Raw genomic sequence first — 17922 nt, 5'->3', positions numbered from 1 at the left:
TTTATGAAAAAACTACTCTTAGTCTTGGCGATGATGCCCTTTTTCTTTTCGTGTTCGAGCAAAAAAAAGATGGCTGAATTACAATCACGTTTAACAGAATTACAAACTAGCAGTGATCAAGCCGTGTCACGTGCTAAATCAGATTTGGCTGATTGCCAATCATTAACAGCAAGTCTTCAAGGGGAGATTAAGAAAAGAGATGCTGATTTAGAATCAAGAACAGCAGCTTTGAAGTCAATTCAAGAGCAATTAGATTACATGAAGAAAACAAATACAAATTTGTTGGATCGCTTATCTGATCTTTCTGTAATTAATAAATCAGGTGCTGAGAGTATTCGCAAGTCATTAGATGCATTGAACGAACAAGGTAAGTACATCAAGGATTTGAATTCATCAATACAAAAGAAAGACTCTGTAAATTTATCATTGGTTATGAATTTAAAGCGTTCTTTGGCTGATATTAATGATGAAGATGTAACAGTTGAAGTGAAAAAAGGGGTCGTATACATCTCAATTTCTGATAAACTAATGTTTGCATCTGGTTCTGCGAATGTAAATTCAAAAGCTGAAACAGTTCTTGCGAAGGTTGCGAAGGTTGTAAATGATCATAAAGAATTAGATATTTTGGTAGAAGGCCACACGGATGCGGTGCCAATTTCTACTCCTGAATTTAAGGACAACTGGGATCTTTCAGCAAAGCGTGCTACTTCGGTAGTTCGTCTATTGCAATCGAAATTCGGTGTTGATCCGGAGCGAATGACTGCAGGTGGTCGTGGCGAGTTCGTGCCTCAATCGGGTAACAATAGCCGCGCAGGTCGTAAGCAAAACCGTCGTACGGAAATAATCGTAACGCCTAAATTGGATCAATTCTTTAATTTAATGGCGCCTCCAACTTCTGGAAATTAATTAACAAATATTTTGTTTTAAAGGCCTCATGTAATGTGAGGCCTTTTTTTATGCGAATGTTCTTCGAACGAAATCTAGTTTCCGACGCGATATCGGCAAGGTAGTTCCAAGTGCAGTAGGAACCTCTGTTGCTCCTTTGGAATCAAATGTTGGAATGTTCTCTTTATTAACTAAATAGGATTTGTGTATCCTTACAAATTGATTCATTCGCAATTGAGCTTCGAACTTTTTAAGTGTTTTTGCCATAACCACCTGTTTTAGATTCTTTAGGTGGACAATGCTGTAATTTCCCTTTCCTTCGATGTAGACAATCGTGTTTACTGGACAGTTTTCGATACCGGGTAATTTGATGTCAATTTTCATACGTTTGAGCAATTAGACTTTTAATCGATACAAACCTAGAAATTTGATGCAATGTACAGCAAAATGACTTATCTAACGGTTGGTTTTTTATCAAGTGGCCGTTTTTGACGTTATATAATGCAAAAAGGTCTTCGTATGAAGACCTTTTTTTCTCTGTATCGGGGGCCAGACTCGAACTGACGTCCGTCAGCTTTTTCGGAATAAAGTGCATAGGAGACAAACATGATTATAAAGGTGGTTAGTGTAAAATGCAAAAAGGTCTTCATTTGAAGACCTTTTTTTCTCTGTAGCGGGGGCCAGACTCGAACTGACGACCTTTGGGTTATGAGCCCAACGAGCTACCAACTGCTCCACCCCGCGGTATAATTGGAGTGCAAATATGCGGGGTTTTTACGGGAAAAACAAGTATCTTTGCTAAAATAATCAATTATTTCCCTTTCGGGCATCGTTGTTTTAATATGGCCCATCAGCATAAAGCAGGTTTTATAAGTATCATTGGTAAACCCAATGTTGGGAAGAGTACGTTGATGAATGCGCTTGTTGGTGAACGACTTTCAATTGTGAGTTCGAAAGCCCAAACAACGCGTCACCGTATTTTAGGAATGCTTAATGGTGTACATAATGAGGATGAATACCAAATCATCTATTCAGATACGCCTGGTGTACTCCTACCTAAATATGAATTGCATAAGTCCATGATGGCTTTTGTAAAGAATTCGTTGGAGGATGCTGATGTCGTTCTTTATGTGACTGATGTGTTCGACACGTATGAAGACCTTGAGTTCCTGACAAATTGGAAGGATCATACGGAAACGCCTATTGTGGTGTTGATTAACAAAATTGATTTAGTAACTGAAGAGCGCCTTCGGGAATGTTTGGATTATTGGCAAGGTATTTTCCCGAGTCGGGCCATCTTGCCTATTTCAGCTCAGGAAGGAGTACATTTGGATCAGATTTTTAAACATATTGTTGATAATTTACCGGTTCATCCACCATTTTTTGATAAGGATGAATTAACAGATAAACCAGAGCGTTTTTTTGCAGCTGAGATTATTAGAGAAAAGATTTTAATGAATTACAAAAAGGAAATTCCGTATTCCTGTGAAGTCGTGGTTACTTCTTTCAAAGAGGAGCCTACTATTTTACGTATTGCGACGGAGATTTATGTGGAACGTGTTTCTCAGCGTGCCATTATTATTGGGCATAAAGGGGAAAGTATTAAGAAGGTTGGGATTCAAGCACGGGCCGACTTAGAAACGTTTTTTGGTAAGAAAGTATTTTTAGAGCAATTTGTGAAGGTAGAGCCAGATTGGCGTGCAAAAGCAGATAAATTGCGATCATTCGGGTATTCACCTGATTAATTTTTAAGACAAATGTCAAATATTGTAGCCATTGTAGGCCGTCCCAATGTGGGAAAATCAACGTTGTTCAATCGTTTAATTGAACAGAAAAAAGCGATCATGGATAATATGTCGGGCGTTACGCGCGATCGGCATTATGGTTATGGCCAATGGACCGGAAAATTCTTTTCCGTTATCGATACCGGTGGATACGTTCATGGTTCCGAAGATATTTTTGAAGGAGCCATTCGTGAACAAGTGGAATTGGCAATTGAAGAATCTGCTGTATTATTGTTCGTCGTAGATTGTCAAACGGGGCTTACCGATTTAGATAAAGATTTTGCCAAAGTATTACGCCGGTCAAAAAAACCTGTAATTCTTGTTGCAAATAAGGCAGATACGCATGAAAAAGCCATGGCATCAGCTGAATTTTATGAGTTAGGTTTAGGAGATCCTTTCCCAATTGCTGCTGAGAGTGGAAGTGGTACAGGTGATATGTTGGATGTAATGATCTCGCATTTTAAAGACGAAGGAATTGAAAATCCGGAAGCTGGTGTGCCGCGTGTTGCTATTCTTGGACGCCCGAATGTAGGGAAATCATCCTTTTTAAATGCGTTGCTTGGGCGTGATCGTTCGATTGTGACGGATATAGCTGGCACGACGCGCGATGCAATTCAAAACCGCTACACGCTATATGGAAAAGATTTTATCATTACTGACACCGCAGGTATTCGTCGGAAGGCGCGTATTGATGATAATATTGAATACTATTCCGTGCTTCGTTCAATTAAAGCCCTGGAGGAATGTGATATTGCTATCATATTGATTGATGCGACAACGATTGATCCGTTAACAGGTTTAGAGGCGCAGGATATGAATATTGTCAGTATGGCCGATAAAGCTAAGAAAGGCATTGTATTGATGGTGAACAAGTGGGATTTAGTTGCTAAAGATACCAATACGGCAAACGCACTTGAAAAGGCTATCAAAGAACGGATGGCTCCATTGAATTATATGCCTGTGATATTTACATCTGTGATGGAGAAGAAGCGGATCTTCCAAGTTTTGGAAATGATGCTTCAGGTGTATGAAAATCGTTCGCAAAAAATTTCAACTTCAAAGTTGAACGATGTGATGCTCGAAGTGATTCAAAATTATCCTCCACCAGCTTGGAAAGGGAAATACATTAAGATTAAATATTGTACGCAGGTTTCAACACCTTACCCAACGTTCATTTTCTTCTGCAATCTACCTCAGTATATTAAAGAAAGTTATGAACGGTACATGGAAAATCAAATGCGAAAAAATTTCCAACTAGATGGGACTCCCATCTCTTTATTTTTCCGTAAGAAATAGTACATCAATCGACGAAAGGCTGATTTTTCCTAATTGGCCTTTCGCTCCGATTCCATAGATTTCTTTTCCTACTTGTATGATATTGTGATAGGAGCTAGGGCCTATGTTTTTCCATTGTTTCTTTTTTTCATGATAGGCCGCGCTTTGACTTGGTCCGCTTACTAGCCAATAAGGCTTTGCCCAAATTACTTTTTCCATGTAGAAGTTGGGGGTGTTGGTTAACACTTGCCAACTATCACCACTGTCCTTACTAGTCAAAATAGGGATATTATTTTCATTTAATTTCCGGTAATCTCCTCCTACTGCCCAATAGTTTTTTAGGTCTTTTGTCCCAATGGAAAAGTAGCCTTTTGCCTCACCTGTTTTTACTGAAGTTTCAATAAATCTCCAATCAGAGTTTAAGTCTTTTTTTTGGTAAATACGCGCTAATGGGGCACCTCCGCCAACAAGCAGTAAATTGTCCTTTTGAAGAATTAAACTAGACCCACTAGCGGCAAAGAATGCTTCATTTACTTGTAGCATGGGGGCTTTTTCTACATTGACAGGAGTGAAATTTTCGCCTTTAAAATGAAAAAGGGTTAATTTTTGTTTGACTGGATCAGCTAATAGCCAACCTTCTTTTTTGTTGTAATCCCATTGAATACAATCAAAGAAATACCCAGGTTCCTTCTTTTCAAATACTATTTTCCAATTCTCGCCTGCATCTAGTGTACGCCATATACTGGCTTTCCCTTCTTCAGATAGTCCCGCGCTCATAAGTAATACTTCCTGTTTGTTAAGAATAACGAGATCTCGGAAATCAAGTTTCTCAGCACCTGGAATTTGCATAAATTTCCAGGTCTTTCCAGCATCTGAAGAATGACCAAATGTGCCTTGTGTGCCACCTGTCCATATCTCATTACCCAATGACTTTAAGGCTCTAAAGGAAGATTTAGTTGGTATATCAATGGGTATCCATTGGCCAAAGCTTTGGCTTATAATACCTATGTAGCAAATTAGGATGTATTTTTTCATCATAAAAAAAGCCGCTCTTAGAAAAGAGCGGCTTTAGATTAATTGGGTTGATTTATTTGCTTACGATGATCTTGCCAACAAACGATTTATCGCCTGCTGCTTTGATTTGCAAAATATAAATTCCGTTTGCTAGGCCAGAAACATTTAGTTTATTGGTTCCTAGTGTATTTTCTAATTTACCTGAGAATACTGCACGACCGACCATGTCGAAGATAGTTACATCAGCATTTGTCCAATCCTCTAGTATTTGAATATCGATGTTTCCTGCTGTTGCTGGATTTGGATAAATCGCAACACCTGAGAATTCAGGATCAACAGCGTAGCTGTAGCTAACTGTTTTGGTGAAGCAATTTAAAGGAGTACCTTCGATAACGTAAGCGTATCTTCTTCTAACGGTATAGTCACCAGCTGTTTTCACTTTGGTGATAAACGATTTTGGAGTTAATAAGGTTGTACCAAATTTCCATTCGTAATCTCCTCCTTTACCTGCTCCATCAGTTGCAAGGAAGTTAAGTGCCTTTAAAGTATAGACACCTTCCTTCACAATTGATGCTGATGCTGATACTGGATTCTCTTGTGCGATAACTTTAATTTCGCTTGAGAATAAGGAGATACATCCATTTCCGTCAGTTACTTTAGCTGAATATGAACCGCTAGTTCGTACACCTGTATATACCTTACCTGTAGAAATGGAGTTTGTTCCTTTATTAATGAACCAGTTTGTCGTAAAATTGGTGGTGGCAACTAAGTTAACTGAGTTGAATACATTAAAGTCTGCATCAGAACGTTGGCAGAAAATCGGAGATAATCCATTCTCTACCGCAACAGTCGGTGCAGCAGGAAGTTTGAATACTTTTATTTCTGTCGTATCAGATGGCAATGAGAAACAACCTAAGGTGTCTATCGTACGAACTGTAAAGAATCCTATTTTTGAAATATCAATAATTTTAGTTGTCAATGCGTTATTCCACAAATACTTAGTCAATTGGCCATTAGGCAAGTCTGATGCTTCTAATTTGGCTTGAATTGGTTTGTCTTCGCAGAATCCAGTAGGAGTTAATGCCTTGATGGTTGGCTTAACCGGACGTTCATAATTTGTTACCGCTACCGAATCAGATTTATCTGACGTACAACCATAGTTTGAAACATAGTTGACAGAAACAGACACATTGCTGCCAATTACAAAGGTAGGTTTCGTTCCATAATTAGGAGCAGCAACTCCATTTACAAACCAGTTGAAAGATGCAGGTCTAGTTGGCTTACTATTTGCCGCATCAAATGGGTTATATTGGTAACCTTGATTAATTACGAATGCTGAATCTTTTACTGCTAAAGTAGTTGTTGCATCTAGACAGTATTTTGGATTTCCAACGATTGTTGGCTTCGGTAGCTTAATATACCACAACAAAATTTCGTTTGATGTTTTAATTGGACACTCTGCATCTTTTGGTCTTAACTGTATAAAGTATTTACCCCGGCTGTTATCTGCAATTAACTTAGCTGTTAATGTTTCAGTATCTGCTCCCGTAGCACCACGCGCTGCTGCACCATATAAGCCTCTTGATTCTGCCTCTTCAACAAGCCAATTGACGTCAATATATGGCCTATACTTATTAATATCATAATTTGAGTTAATGATAACACTTTCCCCCTTACAAACCTCCTTAGTAAAGGAATCAGGTGGGCCTACTGCTGAAATGGATACATTTGGTGCGCCAATTGCTCGTCTTAAACCAAATCTAAATCCTTTTTGAGAATAAAATCCATCTAAGCCAACTACATTATCAAATTTACATTCTGCAGTGTAGGTTCCTTCTTGAAATAAGTTACCGCTCAGTGTTAAATACTCATCTCCAGCATTCCAAACAGTGCCTAATGGGGTTACCCATCGTGTCGCACCAATACAACCATCCGCACGCAAACGGGTTGTACCCGTGTTAGTATCGTCCGCATCTGAACATTCTAAGCGTTGTACTGAGATAGTTGGCTTGTAATCACTTATGCGTGGAATCATTTGAATTGTTACACGCGTTTCAGGACCTAATGCACCATTGGGCCCCTTACATCTTACAAAATATGAATATGGGTCTTTACCATCACTTGCTGGGTCATTTAAAACGACAGTTTGAACATTAACGAGGCCATCAGCTCCCGTTCCAGTGCCGTACGCTAAATCCCAAGAGTCTTCCAATCCAGTTACAATTCCGTTTGCTGATTCAAAACGCCAATCGTAAGTGTAAGGGCTGGGGCATCCTGTTGCAGTAAATTTGCTAGCGTATTTGTCTACTCCTCTGACCACTATTGATCCGATTTTGTTTTCGATTTTAGCTACCTGCCCCCACACGGTAGTGCTAGCCAATAACACAAGGGCTGCAAAGAGGTTGATTTTAAAAGATTTAGTCATTATCGTAAGAAATAATTGAGTAGATGATTTGGATTTTTTTTACTTCTAATTTTCCAAGCCACAAGTTAAAAATTTTTTTCTGATTAAAAGAAGAAATTTATCGTTAGGTCACTTTTTGTCCATTTTTTTCATTCATGGAATTATGAGAATTGACTGTCGGCATTCATGAAATATTGTTTAAATTTGAAGCTTGATTCCAAGTTTAAGGAATTTAAATTATCTGAAGTAGTATTTTAGTTTTAATAATCATTGATTAAATGGAAGAGTTGCAATCGAAGCCGTTGAATTTTTTAGAGGAGATTGTTCAAGATGATCTGGCTGCTGGCAAATATCCTGATGGAGTTTTCACTCGATTTCCACCCGAGCCTAATGGGTACTTACACATTGGCCATGCCAAAAGTATTTGTTTGAATTTTGGTCTCGCGCAACGTTTCGGTGGTCGTACAAATTTGCGTTTCGACGATACCAATCCAATGACTGAGGAAACGGAATATGTGGAGTCCATCAAACACGATGTTTCTTGGCTAGGGTTTCAATGGGCCAATGAATTATATGCCTCCAATTATTTCGAGCAAATCTATCAGTTTGCCACAGCTCTTATCAAAAAGTCTTTGGCATATGTAGACGATTCTTCAGCTGAGGAAATCGCTGCTTTAAAAGGTACACCTACAACACCCGGGACAAATAGTCCTTTTCGCGATCGTTCAGTAGGTGAAAATTTGGCTTTGTTCCAAGCCATGCGCGGCGGAGAATACCCGGATGGCGCTAAAGTGTTGCGGGCAAAAATTGACATGGCCCATCCAAATATGCACATGCGCGACCCATTAATGTATCGTATTCGGCATGTCCCGCATCATCGGACGGGAAGTCAATGGTGTATTTATCCCATGTATGACTTTGCGCATGGCCAAAGTGACTCCATGGAAGGAATTACACATTCCATTTGTACGCTTGAGTTCGATGTGCACCGACCGCTTTATGATTGGTTTATTAATAAACTAGAGATTTTTCCTACGCATCAATATGAGTTTGCTCGTTTGAATCTTTCGCATACGGTGATGAGTAAGCGAAAACTCCTTCAAATGGTGAATGAGAAATTAGTAAGCGGATGGGATGATCCACGGATGCCTACCATATCAGGATTGCGTCGGCGCGGGTATACCGCCGCATCCATTCGAAATTTCTGCGATCGAATCGGTGTTGCGAAACGTGATAATCTAATTGACATCAGTTTGTTGGAATTCTGTATCCGTGAGGATTTGAATAAATCGGCTGACCGGGTCATGGCTGTCATGGATCCTATCAAGTTAATTATATCAAATTATCCAGATGGTCAAGTCGAAGATTTAATGATTGAAAACAATCCAGAAGATCCTGAAACAGGTAAACGTATTGTTCCATTTACCAAAGAACTCTACATTGAGCGTGATGACTTTATGGTTGACCCTCCGAAAAAGTTCTTCCGATTGGGGCCTGGCCTTCAAGTTCGACTAAAGGGGGCTTATATTGTTACGTGTGATCAATTTGAATTGAACCCCGATGGCTCTGTTAAGGAGATTCATGCAACTTATATTCCCGAGTCTAAGTCAGGCCAAGATACTTCAGGCATACATGTGAAAGGAACGATTCATTGGGTCTCAATTTCACATGCAGTTCAAGTAGAAGTTCGTTTATTTGATCGTTTGCTTATCGTGGAGGATGCTGGGGAATTAGGAGATGATTTTACAAAATTCATCAATCCTGAATCACTCGAGGTGCTAACCCAAGTATACGTAGAGCCAAGTTTGAAAGAAGCAAAAATTGAAGAAGCGGTCCAGTTTATCCGAAAAGGATATTTCTGCCTGGACAAAGATTCAACTCCAGATCATTTAGTATTTAATCGGACTGTATCATTAAAAGATACCTGGGCGAAAGAACAAAAGAAGTAATTATTTTTTAGCGAAAAGGGAATCGACAAAAGCGGTCTTGTTAAACACTTGCAAGTCGGAGACTTTTTCGCCAACTCCAATATACTTAACTGGAATTTTGAATTGATCCGAAATTCCAATTACAACTCCACCCTTCGCAGTTCCATCTAATTTGGTTATTGCGAGTGCCGTGATCTCTGTTACTTTCGTGAATTCTTGCGCCTGAATAAAGGCGTTTTGGCCCGTAGATCCATCCAGCACGAGTAATACTTCATGCGGCGCATCAGGAATAAATTTCTGAATCACACGTTTGATTTTCCCTAGTTCAGTCATCAAATTGACTTTGGTATGCAATCTGCCAGCCGTATCAATAATCACAATATCAGCCTGCATGTCCACGGCCTGTTTCACCGTATCATATGCCACAGCCGCTGGATCTGTATTCATTCCATGATCAATAACTGGGATACCCACGCGCTCGCCCCAAAGTTTTAATTGGTCCACCGCTGCTGCACGAAATGTATCCGCAGCTCCTAGAACAACCTTTAATCCATTTTGATGAAACTGCGAGGCTAATTTTCCAATGGTCGTCGTTTTTCCAACTCCATTAACACCCACCACCATGATCACATAGGGTTTTTGGGTAGGTTCTGCAAAAGCATTTTCGATGTCGTATGATTTGTTCTCGTCCAACAACGCCGCAACCTCCTCGCGTAATACTTGATCTAATTCCTCTGTAGAAACAAACTTATCGCGTTCCACACGTCGCTCAATCCGCTCAATAATTTTTAACGTGGTTGCTACGCCAACATCCGATGTTAATAGAATTTCTTCCAGGTCATCTAAGACGGAATCGTCAACTTTGGATTTCCCCAAAACCGCACGGCCCATCTTTGAAATCAAGCCTTCCTTGGTCTTTTCCAAACCCTTATCCAAGGCCTGCTCGAGGTCCGCTTGCTCCTCAGGAGCCGGCTTCTTCTTGAAAAAATCAAATAATCCCATCCGCTTGTGCGTATTTTATGAGGTGAAGGTAATAAAAAAAAGTCCCTGATGAAGGGACTTCAAATATTCTAGCTAAAAATGTGCCGACGAAAAACTAGTTTTTCAACGCTGCATTTACTTCATCTTGAAGAATGATTTCTTCTTTGAAGGTATATGCGCCTGTCGTAGGGTTTTTAACCGCTTTGATGATTTTAGCGTACTTAACGCCTCCTTCTTTCTTTAGTGTTGCAACTACTTTCTTTGCCATAATTCCTGGGTATTAAACCTATTTAATTTCCTTGTGTAGAGTAACTTTCTTCAATACAGAGTTATATTTTCTTAACTCAATACGAGCAGTTGTATTTTTACGATTTTTCGTCGTGATGTAACGTGACATCCCTGGTAGCCCCGACTCTTTGTGCTCCGTGCATTCTAAGATTACTTGAATACGATTTCCTTTCTTTGCCATAATTGTAATTTGGTTACGCCTCTATTCGAAACGGACTGCAAAGGTAGAAGAATTATTTTTTTCGCCAAAGGCTTTGCTGAAAATATATAGTAAAAACCTGATAAATTTTCTTGGGTTCAGGCATAGGCCTCTCAAATACACCAATGAGGCTTTTATTTCTCCTTTAGTTTCTTCATTTTTGTTTAATGAATTCAATTCAATACGATTTCCGTCCGGATAATTTTCAGCTTTCAGATCCTAATCAATATGATTTGGCCAACCTGAAAGCCGAGGAGATGATTATTTCGATCGGGCCTCAGCATCCGTCAACCCACGGCGTATTACGTTTAGAAGTCATATCCGATGGAGAACTCATTGTTGACGTTGTTCCTCACTTAGGGTATTTGCACAGATGTTTCGAGAAACATGCCCAATCCCTTCCGTATAATCAGATCATTCCCTATGTAGATCGTCTCGATTACATGGCCTCCATGAACTCAGAACACGCCTACGTGATGGGTATCGAGAAGATGTTAGGTATCACGGGGACGCTACCCAAACGTATTGAATACATTCGTGTTTTAGTCGCAGAATTAAATCGCATCGCTTCACATTTTGTCGCTGTTGGGACTTATGGGTTAGATATTGGTGCATACACACCATTTTTATGGCTCATGCGGGATCGGGAACATATCCAACGCTTATTAGAATGGCTTTCCGGTGCCAGAATGTTATATAATTACGTTTGGGTTGGTGGATTATTTTACGATTTACCCGTAGGTTTTGAAGAACGTACCGCGGAATTAATTCCCGTGTTAAAAAATACGATTCAGGAAGTCCAACAAATCGTAGAAGGAAATAGTATTTTCATTAAGCGTACGGCCAATGTAGGTGTTTTACCCCTAAATCTAGCCATAAATACAGGCTGCACTGGACCGGTATTACGCGGTTCAGGTTTGGCATTTGATTTACGGCGTGTGGACGGATATTCCGTTTATCCTGAATTGGAATTTGATATTCCTGTCGGGGCAGGGTTACACGGTCAAACGGGTGATTGCTGGGATAGAAATCATGTGCGCGTACTTGAATGCATTGAATCTATTCGAATCATTGAGCAGTGTTTAGAAGCGCTAACTGGAGTACATAAACGTACAAAAGAATTTAATCCCCAGGAATTTGTTCCTAAAAAAATACGACCAGCTGCACAAGATATATATGTGCGGGCTGAAAATCCCAAAGGAGAACTCGGCTTCTTTATTCGAGCCGATGGAAAATCAGACATTCCTGCGCGGATGAAAGTGCGTGCCTGCTCTTTTCACCACCTTTCCTTGATACCAGATTTGGCCAAAGGGGCCTATTTAGCAGATTTAGTAGCCATCATCGGTTCCATGGATTTAGTCATGGGCGAAGTAGATAGATAATATGACACACGCATTTTTACCTGCCTTGGAGGCAGAGATTAGTCGCCAACAAATGGGTAAGGAGCCCAAAGAATTGTATGATCCAATTCATTACCTCATGCAATTGGGAGGGAAGCGTATTCGCCCCGTCTTATGTTTGTTGAGCTACTCTTTATTTAAATCAGACTGGGAAAAAGTTGTTCCTTCGGCTTTATCGATTGAAATTTTTCACAATTTCACCCTGATGCACGACGACATTATGGACAAAGCACCCCTTCGAAGGGGCAAGCCAACCGTACATGAAAAATGGAATGACAACATCGCAATTCTCTCGGGTGATGTCATGCTCGTCAATGCGTATCAATATCTGAATCAATGCGATCATCTAAGTTTAACTGCCTATCAGTATTTATTGACGCGTTTTAATCGGACGGCTGCGGAGGTTTGTGAGGGCCAACAAATGGACATGAATTTCGAGACGCGAACAGAAGTTAGCGTGGAAGAATACATTGAAATGATCCGTTTAAAGACTTCGGTTTTAATCGGGTTATCCATGGAGATGGGGGCAATTTTGGCAGAAATGGATAGGCCAACTTCCCAGGCCTTGTATGCGATTGGAGAAGCGGTTGGATTAGGCTTTCAATTGAAAGATGATTTACTAGATGTTTACGGTGACCCCGAGAAATTTGGCAAGCAAGTGGGTGGAGACATCCTAGCAAATAAAAAAACCTATTTGTTGATACGCGCTTTTGAAACGGCCAAACGAGATCAATTAACTGAACTCACAAATTGGGTCAATAAGTCAAATCCAAATCCGCTCGAAAAAGTCCGCGCTGTGACGCAACTTTACACGGATTTGGGTATTCGAGAAGAAACGGAGGCCAAAATCAATGCTTATTTTGATCAGGCATTTGAAGCCGTTGGGTTACTAGCCATCGAACCGGATAAAAAATCAGCCTTACGCAAGTTTATGGCTGGGTTGGTTGATCGGGAAGTTTAGTGTAGTTTTGTAGTCTTGTCAAAACTTCCTTGCGGAGCTTTTTATGTTATGGATCAATCAATGTCAATTAGTTTACTAATCATGGGAATTACCGTGGCTATCTCAGTATTAGCTATGCAAAAGTCTAGCTGGATGAGCGCGATGACCATGAATCCATATCGGATTTCCAAAAAGCGTGAATATTGGCGTTTTATTACTTCCGGTTTTATCCATGCCGATTTTACCCATTTGTTTTTTAACCTGTTCTCGTTTTACTTTTTTGGGGGTCAATTAGAGTACATTTTTAATATGATATTTCCTGGATATGGGGTGGCCATGTTCGTGCTATTTTATTTGTCAGCTATCGTTGCAGCCGATTTACCTACGTATTTCAAGCAGCAAAAAAATCCATATTTTAATTCCCTAGGAGCTTCAGGAGCAGTTTCGGCCGTCATTTTTGCCGGAATTTTATTCTTTCCTACCGAGAAAATTTATCTCTTTGGCCTATTAGGTATTCCCGGATTTATCTATGCAGGATTGTTCACGTGGTATTCGATCGAAATGGATAAGCGTGGACGCGATTATGTAAATCATTCAGCTCATTTATACGGAGCGCTTTATGGCATTGTTTTCATGACATTGACTTACCCGCAAGTTTGGGTAACATTTGTTCAACAAATTAAAGCCATGCTATGATAAAACGGATCGCCATTTTAGGGTCGACAGGATCTATCGGAACGCAAGCATTAGCGGTTATTCAACAACATTCAGATGCCTTTGCGGTTTCTGTATTAACAGCTCAATCAAACGCGGATTTATTAGTTGAACAAGCAATAAAATTTCATCCAACACACGTGGTGATTGGGGATGAGGCGAAATATGCGTTCGTCAAAAATGCGCTTTCAGGAACAGATATTCAAGTTTTAGTTGGAGCAGAAGCATTGGAAGAGGTTGTTTGTTACGAACATGTAGATGTTGTTTTGACTGCTTTGGTCGGATATGCTGGTTTACTTCCTACTGTGAAAGCAATCAAAGCAGGAAAGCCAATAGCCTTAGCCAATAAAGAAACATTGGTTGTCGCAGGAGCACTTATTATGCCATTAGCGCGAGAAATGGGTGTGCCTATTTTGCCCGTAGATTCGGAACATTCAGCCATTTTTCAATGTCTGATGGGGGAGTCGCACAATCCGATTGAAAAGGTCATATTGACTGCTTCAGGAGGTCCATTCCGAGGAAAGAAGCGTGGAGATTTAGAGCAGGTGACGCGTGCGCAAGCATTGAAACACCCCAATTGGACCATGGGGGCAAAGATTACCATTGACTCTGCTAGTCTCATGAACAAGGGCTTGGAGGTGATAGAAGCCGCTTGGTTATTCGATGTGCATGCTTCTCAAATCGATGTGGTAGTTCATCCACAATCCATAGTTCATTCGTTGGTTCAATTTGAGGATGGCTCGATCAAGGCGCAATTGGGATTACCCGATATGAAATTGCCTATCCAATTTGCGTTAGGGTATCCTAATCGAATGCAGGCGGATTTTCCAAGATTTGATTTTAAAGACTACGCATCCTTGACTTTTGAGCAACCGGATGTTGAAACATTTCGGAATTTAGGCCTTGCCTTTCAAGCGTTAGAAAAAGGAGGCAATATGCCTTGTATTTTAAATGCTGCCAATGAAGTGGCCGTTGACGCTTTCCTAAAAGATCAAATTGGATTTTTGCAGATGTCAGATTTGTTGGCAACTTGCATGGATCAGGGAACTTTTTTGTCCTCTCCGAGTTTAGAGGATTACATTAATACAGATAAAACTACACGAATAATGGCCCAGGAATGGGTTTCTAAATTAAAGCACTAGGTATGGAAGGTTTGATTATGGCAGGGCAGTTGATTTTAGGACTGTCGATTTTGGTAACGTTACATGAATTTGGCCATTTTATTACGGCAAAATGGTTTAAAATGCGGGTAGAAAAATTTTATCTGTTTTTTGATTTTCTTTTTCCAATCCCAACGGTCTTAAATTTTGCTTTGTTTAAAAAGAAGGTTGGTGATACCGAATATGGTCTCGGTTGGTTTCCGCTGGGAGGATATGTATCGATTGCTGGTATGATTGATGAAACTCAGGATGCGGCCGACTTGGCTAAAGAGCCTGAACCGTGGGAATTCCGCGCGAAACCAGCTTGGCAACGATTGATTGTTATGTTGGGCGGTGTAATTATCAATGTCATTACAGGTGTGGTCATTTTTGTTTGTTTGACGTATTCAAATGGAAATAATTATATTTCAAAGGATGAATTAAATAAAAACGGGATTGTTGCGCTGGAGTTGGGCAAGGAAATTGGTCTTCAAACCGGCGATAGGATCGTGAAAGTAAACGGTGCGGATTTTAAGTCGCTTGCCGACTTGCGTACATCGGATGTATTGTTGGGCGATAATTCTTCTTACACCGTCTTACGAGGTGATCGGACACTTGAGGTTAAAATTCCATCTGATTTTATTGAGAAATTAAGTGATAAAAAAGCTGGATTCATTGAGCCAATATCTGCATTTAAAGTGGCAGCGGTTGCGGCACCTGAAGAGCCGTCCATGTTTGGTGGATCTGCGGGGGAGATGTTGCCGGCTTTTTCAGCGGGATTAAAAGAGGGGGATTACATTACCTCCGTTAATCAAACGCCGATTCATTTTTATCATGAAGCAAAGGATGCGATTTCGAAAGAGGCAGGAAAACCAATTCGCTTGGGTATTTTACGCCAAGGGAAAGCAGATACCTTAGAGATGGTTGTCGCTAAAACTGGTCAAATTGGATTTGCGCCTGAGTTGTTGCTCCAAATGAAACACGATGATTATAGTTTCGGCGAGGCCATGGGTATCGGAACGGGACGTGCTTTTTCTGTCATCTCGGATAATGTGCGTGGTTTTAAGAAAATTGCAACAGGCGATGTTTCTGCTTCGAAGGCGTTGAGCGGTCCCATTGGAATTGCACAGATGTTTGGCGGTGTTTGGGATTGGAATCGCTTTTGGATGTTGACGGGTTTATTATCCATGGCTTTGGCCTTCATGAATATTCTTCCTATTCCTGCGTTAGACGGAGGCCATGCTATTTTCTTATTGTTTGAAATGATTACAGGTAAACCTGCATCTGAAAAGGTATTAGAAAAGGCCCAACAAGTAGGAATGTTAATTTTGTTAGCCTTAATGGCCTATACATTTGGCAACGATATTTTTAAGGCATTTTTCTGATATTGAGAACTGTATTAATTCTTTTGATGATGATGACGACGCCCATTTTTGGGCGTTCGTTGCATCCATTCCATTCTAGTGTGGGTGATTGCATCTATAATGCAAAAGATAAAGTATGGGAAATCAGCATTCGGCTTTTTGAAGATGATTTAACTTTAGGTATAAGTCAATTTACCGGATCCCCATTTTCATTTCAAAAAAACCCGCAAGTCGATCCCATTTTAGAGAAATACGTCCGAAATTATTTTGGCATTCAGGTTAATCAAAAAAGAACTACCCCTTACCGATGGATTGGCTGGGAGTCTGTTGACGATATGATCTGGGTTTATCTCGAAATTCCATCTGACCAAGAACTATCCGGTGTTTTTATTGAAAATAGCTTGTTGGCCGACTCATTCCCTGATCAAACTAATTTATTACAAGTAGTACGAAATGCCCAAAAACGAAGTTATTTGTTCCGTAAAAACGAATGGGTTCAACGGCTTGAATAGGTGAATGTCTGCCAAATGGTCATGTGGCATGAAAATTGATAATTAGAGTCCCACTTCGGGAATTAAATCGAGGGGGAATTTATAAATAGTGTGTATGAATAATTCAAACGACCTTTTTAAGCATTTGCGCGTATCAGACATGTCTGATTTTGAGAATATAGAATTGATTCCGATCGGATCAGAGGGGATGGGGCAGGATGACAAAATGGGCGTTTTGTCAGAGGAATTACCGATACTTCCCATTCGCAACATTGTTTTGTTTCCAGGGATGGTGATTCCGATTACGGTAAGCCGACAAAAATCTGTGCGTTTAGTTAAGAAAGCTTATAAAGGAGATCGGACCATCGGAGTTTTAGTGCAAGCAAATAATTCCAAGGAAGAACCTCAGCCAGATGATTTATACAAAATCGGAACGGTGGGTCACATCATTAAAATGTTTGTGTTGCCTGGTGGAAATACGACGATTATTGTCCAAGGTCGCAAGCGTTTTGAGGTAAAAAATTACATTAAAACTGAGCCTAATTTAATTGCCAAAGTAGCCTATATTGAAGATACTTTTCCCAAAAAATTAAACAAGGAAAACAAAGCCTTGATATCAACTTTAAAGGAAAACGCAACTAAGATCTTAAACCTAAACCCTGAGATTCCGCGTGAAGCTCAAATTGCGCTCGATAATATTGAGTCCAATTCGTATTTGGTACATTTTCTCTCCTCTAATATTAATGCTGAGTTAATTGAAAAGCAGGCTCTTCTGGAAACATTAGATGGGATAGGCCAAGCGACAAGGTTACTGGGTCACATGCTTACGGACATTCAGTTACTTGAATTAAAGCGGGAAATTCAGAGCAAGGCTTCAAGTGATATTGATCAGCAGCAGCGGGATTATTACATACGCCAACAAATCAAAGTATTACAGGAAGAGTTAGGTGTAGAAAGTCCGGAGCAAGAACTGGATGGATTGCGGGCGAAGGCAGCTAAGAAAAAGTGGACAAAAGAGGTCAATGATTTCTTTCACAAGGAACTTGCCAAATTGCAGCGTACCAATTCCATGTCACCCGAATACCCGATGCTCATGAATTATGTGGAGCTTTTGGT

Annotated in this window: 17 protein-coding genes and 1 tRNA gene; 11 read left to right on the top strand and 7 right to left on the bottom strand. The window is 40.2% G+C overall.

Annotation, left to right across the window (positions count from 1 at the left end):
- Positions 1 to 3 precede the first annotated feature (3 nt).
- The gene (locus tag ACIQ6T_RS00090) at positions 4 to 906 is read left to right on the top strand and encodes a flagellar motor protein MotB (protein ID WP_395782955.1); all 903 of its coding nucleotides are present in this window, start codon (positions 4 to 6) and stop codon (positions 904 to 906) included.
- Positions 907 to 954: 48 nt separating this feature from the next.
- Here the strand turns inward: ACIQ6T_RS00090 and ACIQ6T_RS00085 are convergent, their stop codons facing one another.
- Together ACIQ6T_RS00085 and ACIQ6T_RS00080 are read right to left on the bottom strand one after the other, a co-directional pair.
- On the bottom strand, positions 955 to 1269 hold the full coding sequence (locus tag ACIQ6T_RS00085; protein ID WP_395782953.1) for a LytR/AlgR family response regulator transcription factor: 315 nt from the start codon (positions 1267 to 1269) through the stop codon (positions 955 to 957).
- 287 nt (positions 1270 to 1556) lie between these two features.
- Positions 1557 to 1629 (bottom strand) — tRNA-Met (locus tag ACIQ6T_RS00080).
- A 98-nt stretch (positions 1630 to 1727) separates the two neighbouring features.
- Here ACIQ6T_RS00080 and era point away from each other — a divergent pair.
- Together era and der are read left to right on the top strand one after the other, a co-directional pair.
- The gene (era, locus tag ACIQ6T_RS00075; RefSeq protein WP_395782951.1) at positions 1728 to 2630 is read left to right on the top strand and encodes a GTPase Era; all 903 of its coding nucleotides are present in this window, start codon (positions 1728 to 1730) and stop codon (positions 2628 to 2630) included.
- 12 nt (positions 2631 to 2642) lie between these two features.
- Complete coding sequence (der, locus tag ACIQ6T_RS00070) at positions 2643 to 3965, top strand: ribosome biogenesis GTPase Der (RefSeq protein ID WP_395782949.1); 1323 nt, start codon at positions 2643 to 2645, stop codon at positions 3963 to 3965.
- Here the strand turns inward: der and ACIQ6T_RS00065 are convergent.
- Complete coding sequence (locus ACIQ6T_RS00065; RefSeq protein WP_395782947.1) at positions 3945 to 4982, bottom strand: WD40/YVTN/BNR-like repeat-containing protein; 1038 nt, start codon at positions 4980 to 4982, stop codon at positions 3945 to 3947. The two genes, der and ACIQ6T_RS00065, sit on opposite strands and share 21 nt — an antisense overlap.
- Positions 4983 to 5031: 49 nt before the next feature.
- On the bottom strand, positions 5032 to 7383 hold the full coding sequence (locus ACIQ6T_RS00060) for a T9SS type A sorting domain-containing protein (RefSeq protein WP_395782945.1): 2352 nt from the start codon (positions 7381 to 7383) through the stop codon (positions 5032 to 5034).
- A 257-nt stretch (positions 7384 to 7640) separates the two neighbouring features.
- On the opposite strand from ACIQ6T_RS00060, the gene ACIQ6T_RS00055 reads away from it, so the two are divergent.
- Positions 7641 to 9311, top strand: a complete 1671-nt coding sequence (locus ACIQ6T_RS00055; RefSeq protein ID WP_395782943.1) for a glutamine--tRNA ligase/YqeY domain fusion protein — start codon at positions 7641 to 7643, stop codon at positions 9309 to 9311.
- On the opposite strand, the gene ftsY is transcribed toward ACIQ6T_RS00055, so the two are convergent.
- The 3 genes from ftsY to rpmG form a co-directional block, all read right to left on the bottom strand.
- A complete protein-coding gene (ftsY, locus tag ACIQ6T_RS00050) occupies positions 9312 to 10292 on the bottom strand; it encodes a signal recognition particle-docking protein FtsY (protein WP_395782941.1) in 981 nt (326 codons plus the stop codon).
- Positions 10293 to 10386: 94 nt separating this feature from the next.
- Positions 10387 to 10539 (bottom strand): DUF4295 domain-containing protein, encoded by a 153-nt coding sequence (locus ACIQ6T_RS00045; RefSeq protein ID WP_109324168.1) that lies wholly within the window; start codon positions 10537 to 10539, stop codon positions 10387 to 10389.
- A gap of 18 nt (positions 10540 to 10557) precedes the next feature.
- On the bottom strand, positions 10558 to 10740 hold the full coding sequence (gene rpmG, locus ACIQ6T_RS00040; RefSeq protein ID WP_395782939.1) for a 50S ribosomal protein L33: 183 nt from the start codon (positions 10738 to 10740) through the stop codon (positions 10558 to 10560).
- A gap of 185 nt (positions 10741 to 10925) precedes the next feature.
- Here rpmG and ACIQ6T_RS00035 point away from each other — a divergent pair, with 185 nt between their 5' ends.
- The 7 genes from ACIQ6T_RS00035 to ACIQ6T_RS00005 form a co-directional block, all read left to right on the top strand.
- The gene (locus ACIQ6T_RS00035) at positions 10926 to 12140 is read left to right on the top strand and encodes an NADH-quinone oxidoreductase subunit D (RefSeq protein ID WP_395782937.1); all 1215 of its coding nucleotides are present in this window, start codon (positions 10926 to 10928) and stop codon (positions 12138 to 12140) included.
- 1 nt (position 12141) lies between these two features.
- A complete protein-coding gene (locus tag ACIQ6T_RS00030) occupies positions 12142 to 13119 on the top strand; it encodes a polyprenyl synthetase family protein (RefSeq protein ID WP_395782935.1) in 978 nt (325 codons plus the stop codon).
- Between the two features lie 60 nt (positions 13120 to 13179).
- A complete protein-coding gene (locus ACIQ6T_RS00025; protein ID WP_395782933.1) occupies positions 13180 to 13794 on the top strand; it encodes a rhomboid family intramembrane serine protease in 615 nt (204 codons plus the stop codon).
- A complete protein-coding gene (locus ACIQ6T_RS00020) occupies positions 13791 to 14954 on the top strand; it encodes a 1-deoxy-D-xylulose-5-phosphate reductoisomerase (protein ID WP_395782931.1) in 1164 nt (387 codons plus the stop codon). The genes ACIQ6T_RS00025 and ACIQ6T_RS00020 overlap by 4 nt, the downstream gene beginning before the upstream one ends.
- A 2-nt stretch (positions 14955 to 14956) precedes the next feature.
- Positions 14957 to 16336: an RIP metalloprotease RseP gene (gene rseP / locus ACIQ6T_RS00015; protein ID WP_395782929.1), complete on the top strand. Its 1380-nt coding sequence runs from the start codon at positions 14957 to 14959 to the stop codon at positions 16334 to 16336.
- Positions 16337 to 16365: 29 nt separating this feature from the next.
- Positions 16366 to 16827: a DUF6702 family protein gene (locus ACIQ6T_RS00010; protein ID WP_395782927.1), complete on the top strand. Its 462-nt coding sequence runs from the start codon at positions 16366 to 16368 to the stop codon at positions 16825 to 16827.
- Between the two features lie 94 nt (positions 16828 to 16921).
- Positions 16922 to 17922: LON peptidase substrate-binding domain-containing protein (locus tag ACIQ6T_RS00005; RefSeq protein ID WP_395782925.1), on the top strand; the 1001-nt coding region annotated here is incomplete at its 3' end.

Source organism: Aquirufa sp., assembly GCF_044377215.1.
Classification (GTDB): Bacteria; Bacteroidota; Bacteroidia; order Cytophagales; family Spirosomataceae; genus Aquirufa.
Note: the sequence above shows the minus strand (reverse complement) of the source record. Positions and strands in the feature narration are given on the sequence as shown.

Coding starts and splice junctions, on each gene's coding strand:
- ACIQ6T_RS00055 (WP_395782943.1), top strand. CDS start 7,641: ATGGAAGAGTTGCAATCGAAGCCGTTGAATTTTTTAGAGGAGATTGTT.
- ACIQ6T_RS00060 (WP_395782945.1), bottom strand. CDS start 7,383: ATGACTAAATCTTTTAAAATCAACCTCTTTGCAGCCCTTGTGTTATTG.
- ACIQ6T_RS00090 (WP_395782955.1), top strand. CDS start 4: ATGAAAAAACTACTCTTAGTCTTGGCGATGATGCCCTTTTTCTTTTCG.
- ACIQ6T_RS00065 (WP_395782947.1), bottom strand. CDS start 4,982: ATGATGAAAAAATACATCCTAATTTGCTACATAGGTATTATAAGCCAA.
- rpmG (WP_395782939.1), bottom strand. CDS start 10,740: ATGGCAAAGAAAGGAAATCGTATTCAAGTAATCTTAGAATGCACGGAG.
- ACIQ6T_RS00030 (WP_395782935.1), top strand. CDS start 12,142: ATGACACACGCATTTTTACCTGCCTTGGAGGCAGAGATTAGTCGCCAA.
- ACIQ6T_RS00025 (WP_395782933.1), top strand. CDS start 13,180: ATGTCAATTAGTTTACTAATCATGGGAATTACCGTGGCTATCTCAGTA.
- der (WP_395782949.1), top strand. CDS start 2,643: ATGTCAAATATTGTAGCCATTGTAGGCCGTCCCAATGTGGGAAAATCA.
- ACIQ6T_RS00085 (WP_395782953.1), bottom strand. CDS start 1,269: ATGAAAATTGACATCAAATTACCCGGTATCGAAAACTGTCCAGTAAAC.
- ftsY (WP_395782941.1), bottom strand. CDS start 10,292: ATGGGATTATTTGATTTTTTCAAGAAGAAGCCGGCTCCTGAGGAGCAA.
- ACIQ6T_RS00045 (WP_109324168.1), bottom strand. CDS start 10,539: ATGGCAAAGAAAGTAGTTGCAACACTAAAGAAAGAAGGAGGCGTTAAG.
- ACIQ6T_RS00020 (WP_395782931.1), top strand. CDS start 13,791: ATGATAAAACGGATCGCCATTTTAGGGTCGACAGGATCTATCGGAACG.
- rseP (WP_395782929.1), top strand. CDS start 14,957: ATGGAAGGTTTGATTATGGCAGGGCAGTTGATTTTAGGACTGTCGATT.
- ACIQ6T_RS00010 (WP_395782927.1), top strand. CDS start 16,366: ATGATGACGACGCCCATTTTTGGGCGTTCGTTGCATCCATTCCATTCT.
- ACIQ6T_RS00035 (WP_395782937.1), top strand. CDS start 10,926: ATGAATTCAATTCAATACGATTTCCGTCCGGATAATTTTCAGCTTTCA.
- era (WP_395782951.1), top strand. CDS start 1,728: ATGGCCCATCAGCATAAAGCAGGTTTTATAAGTATCATTGGTAAACCC.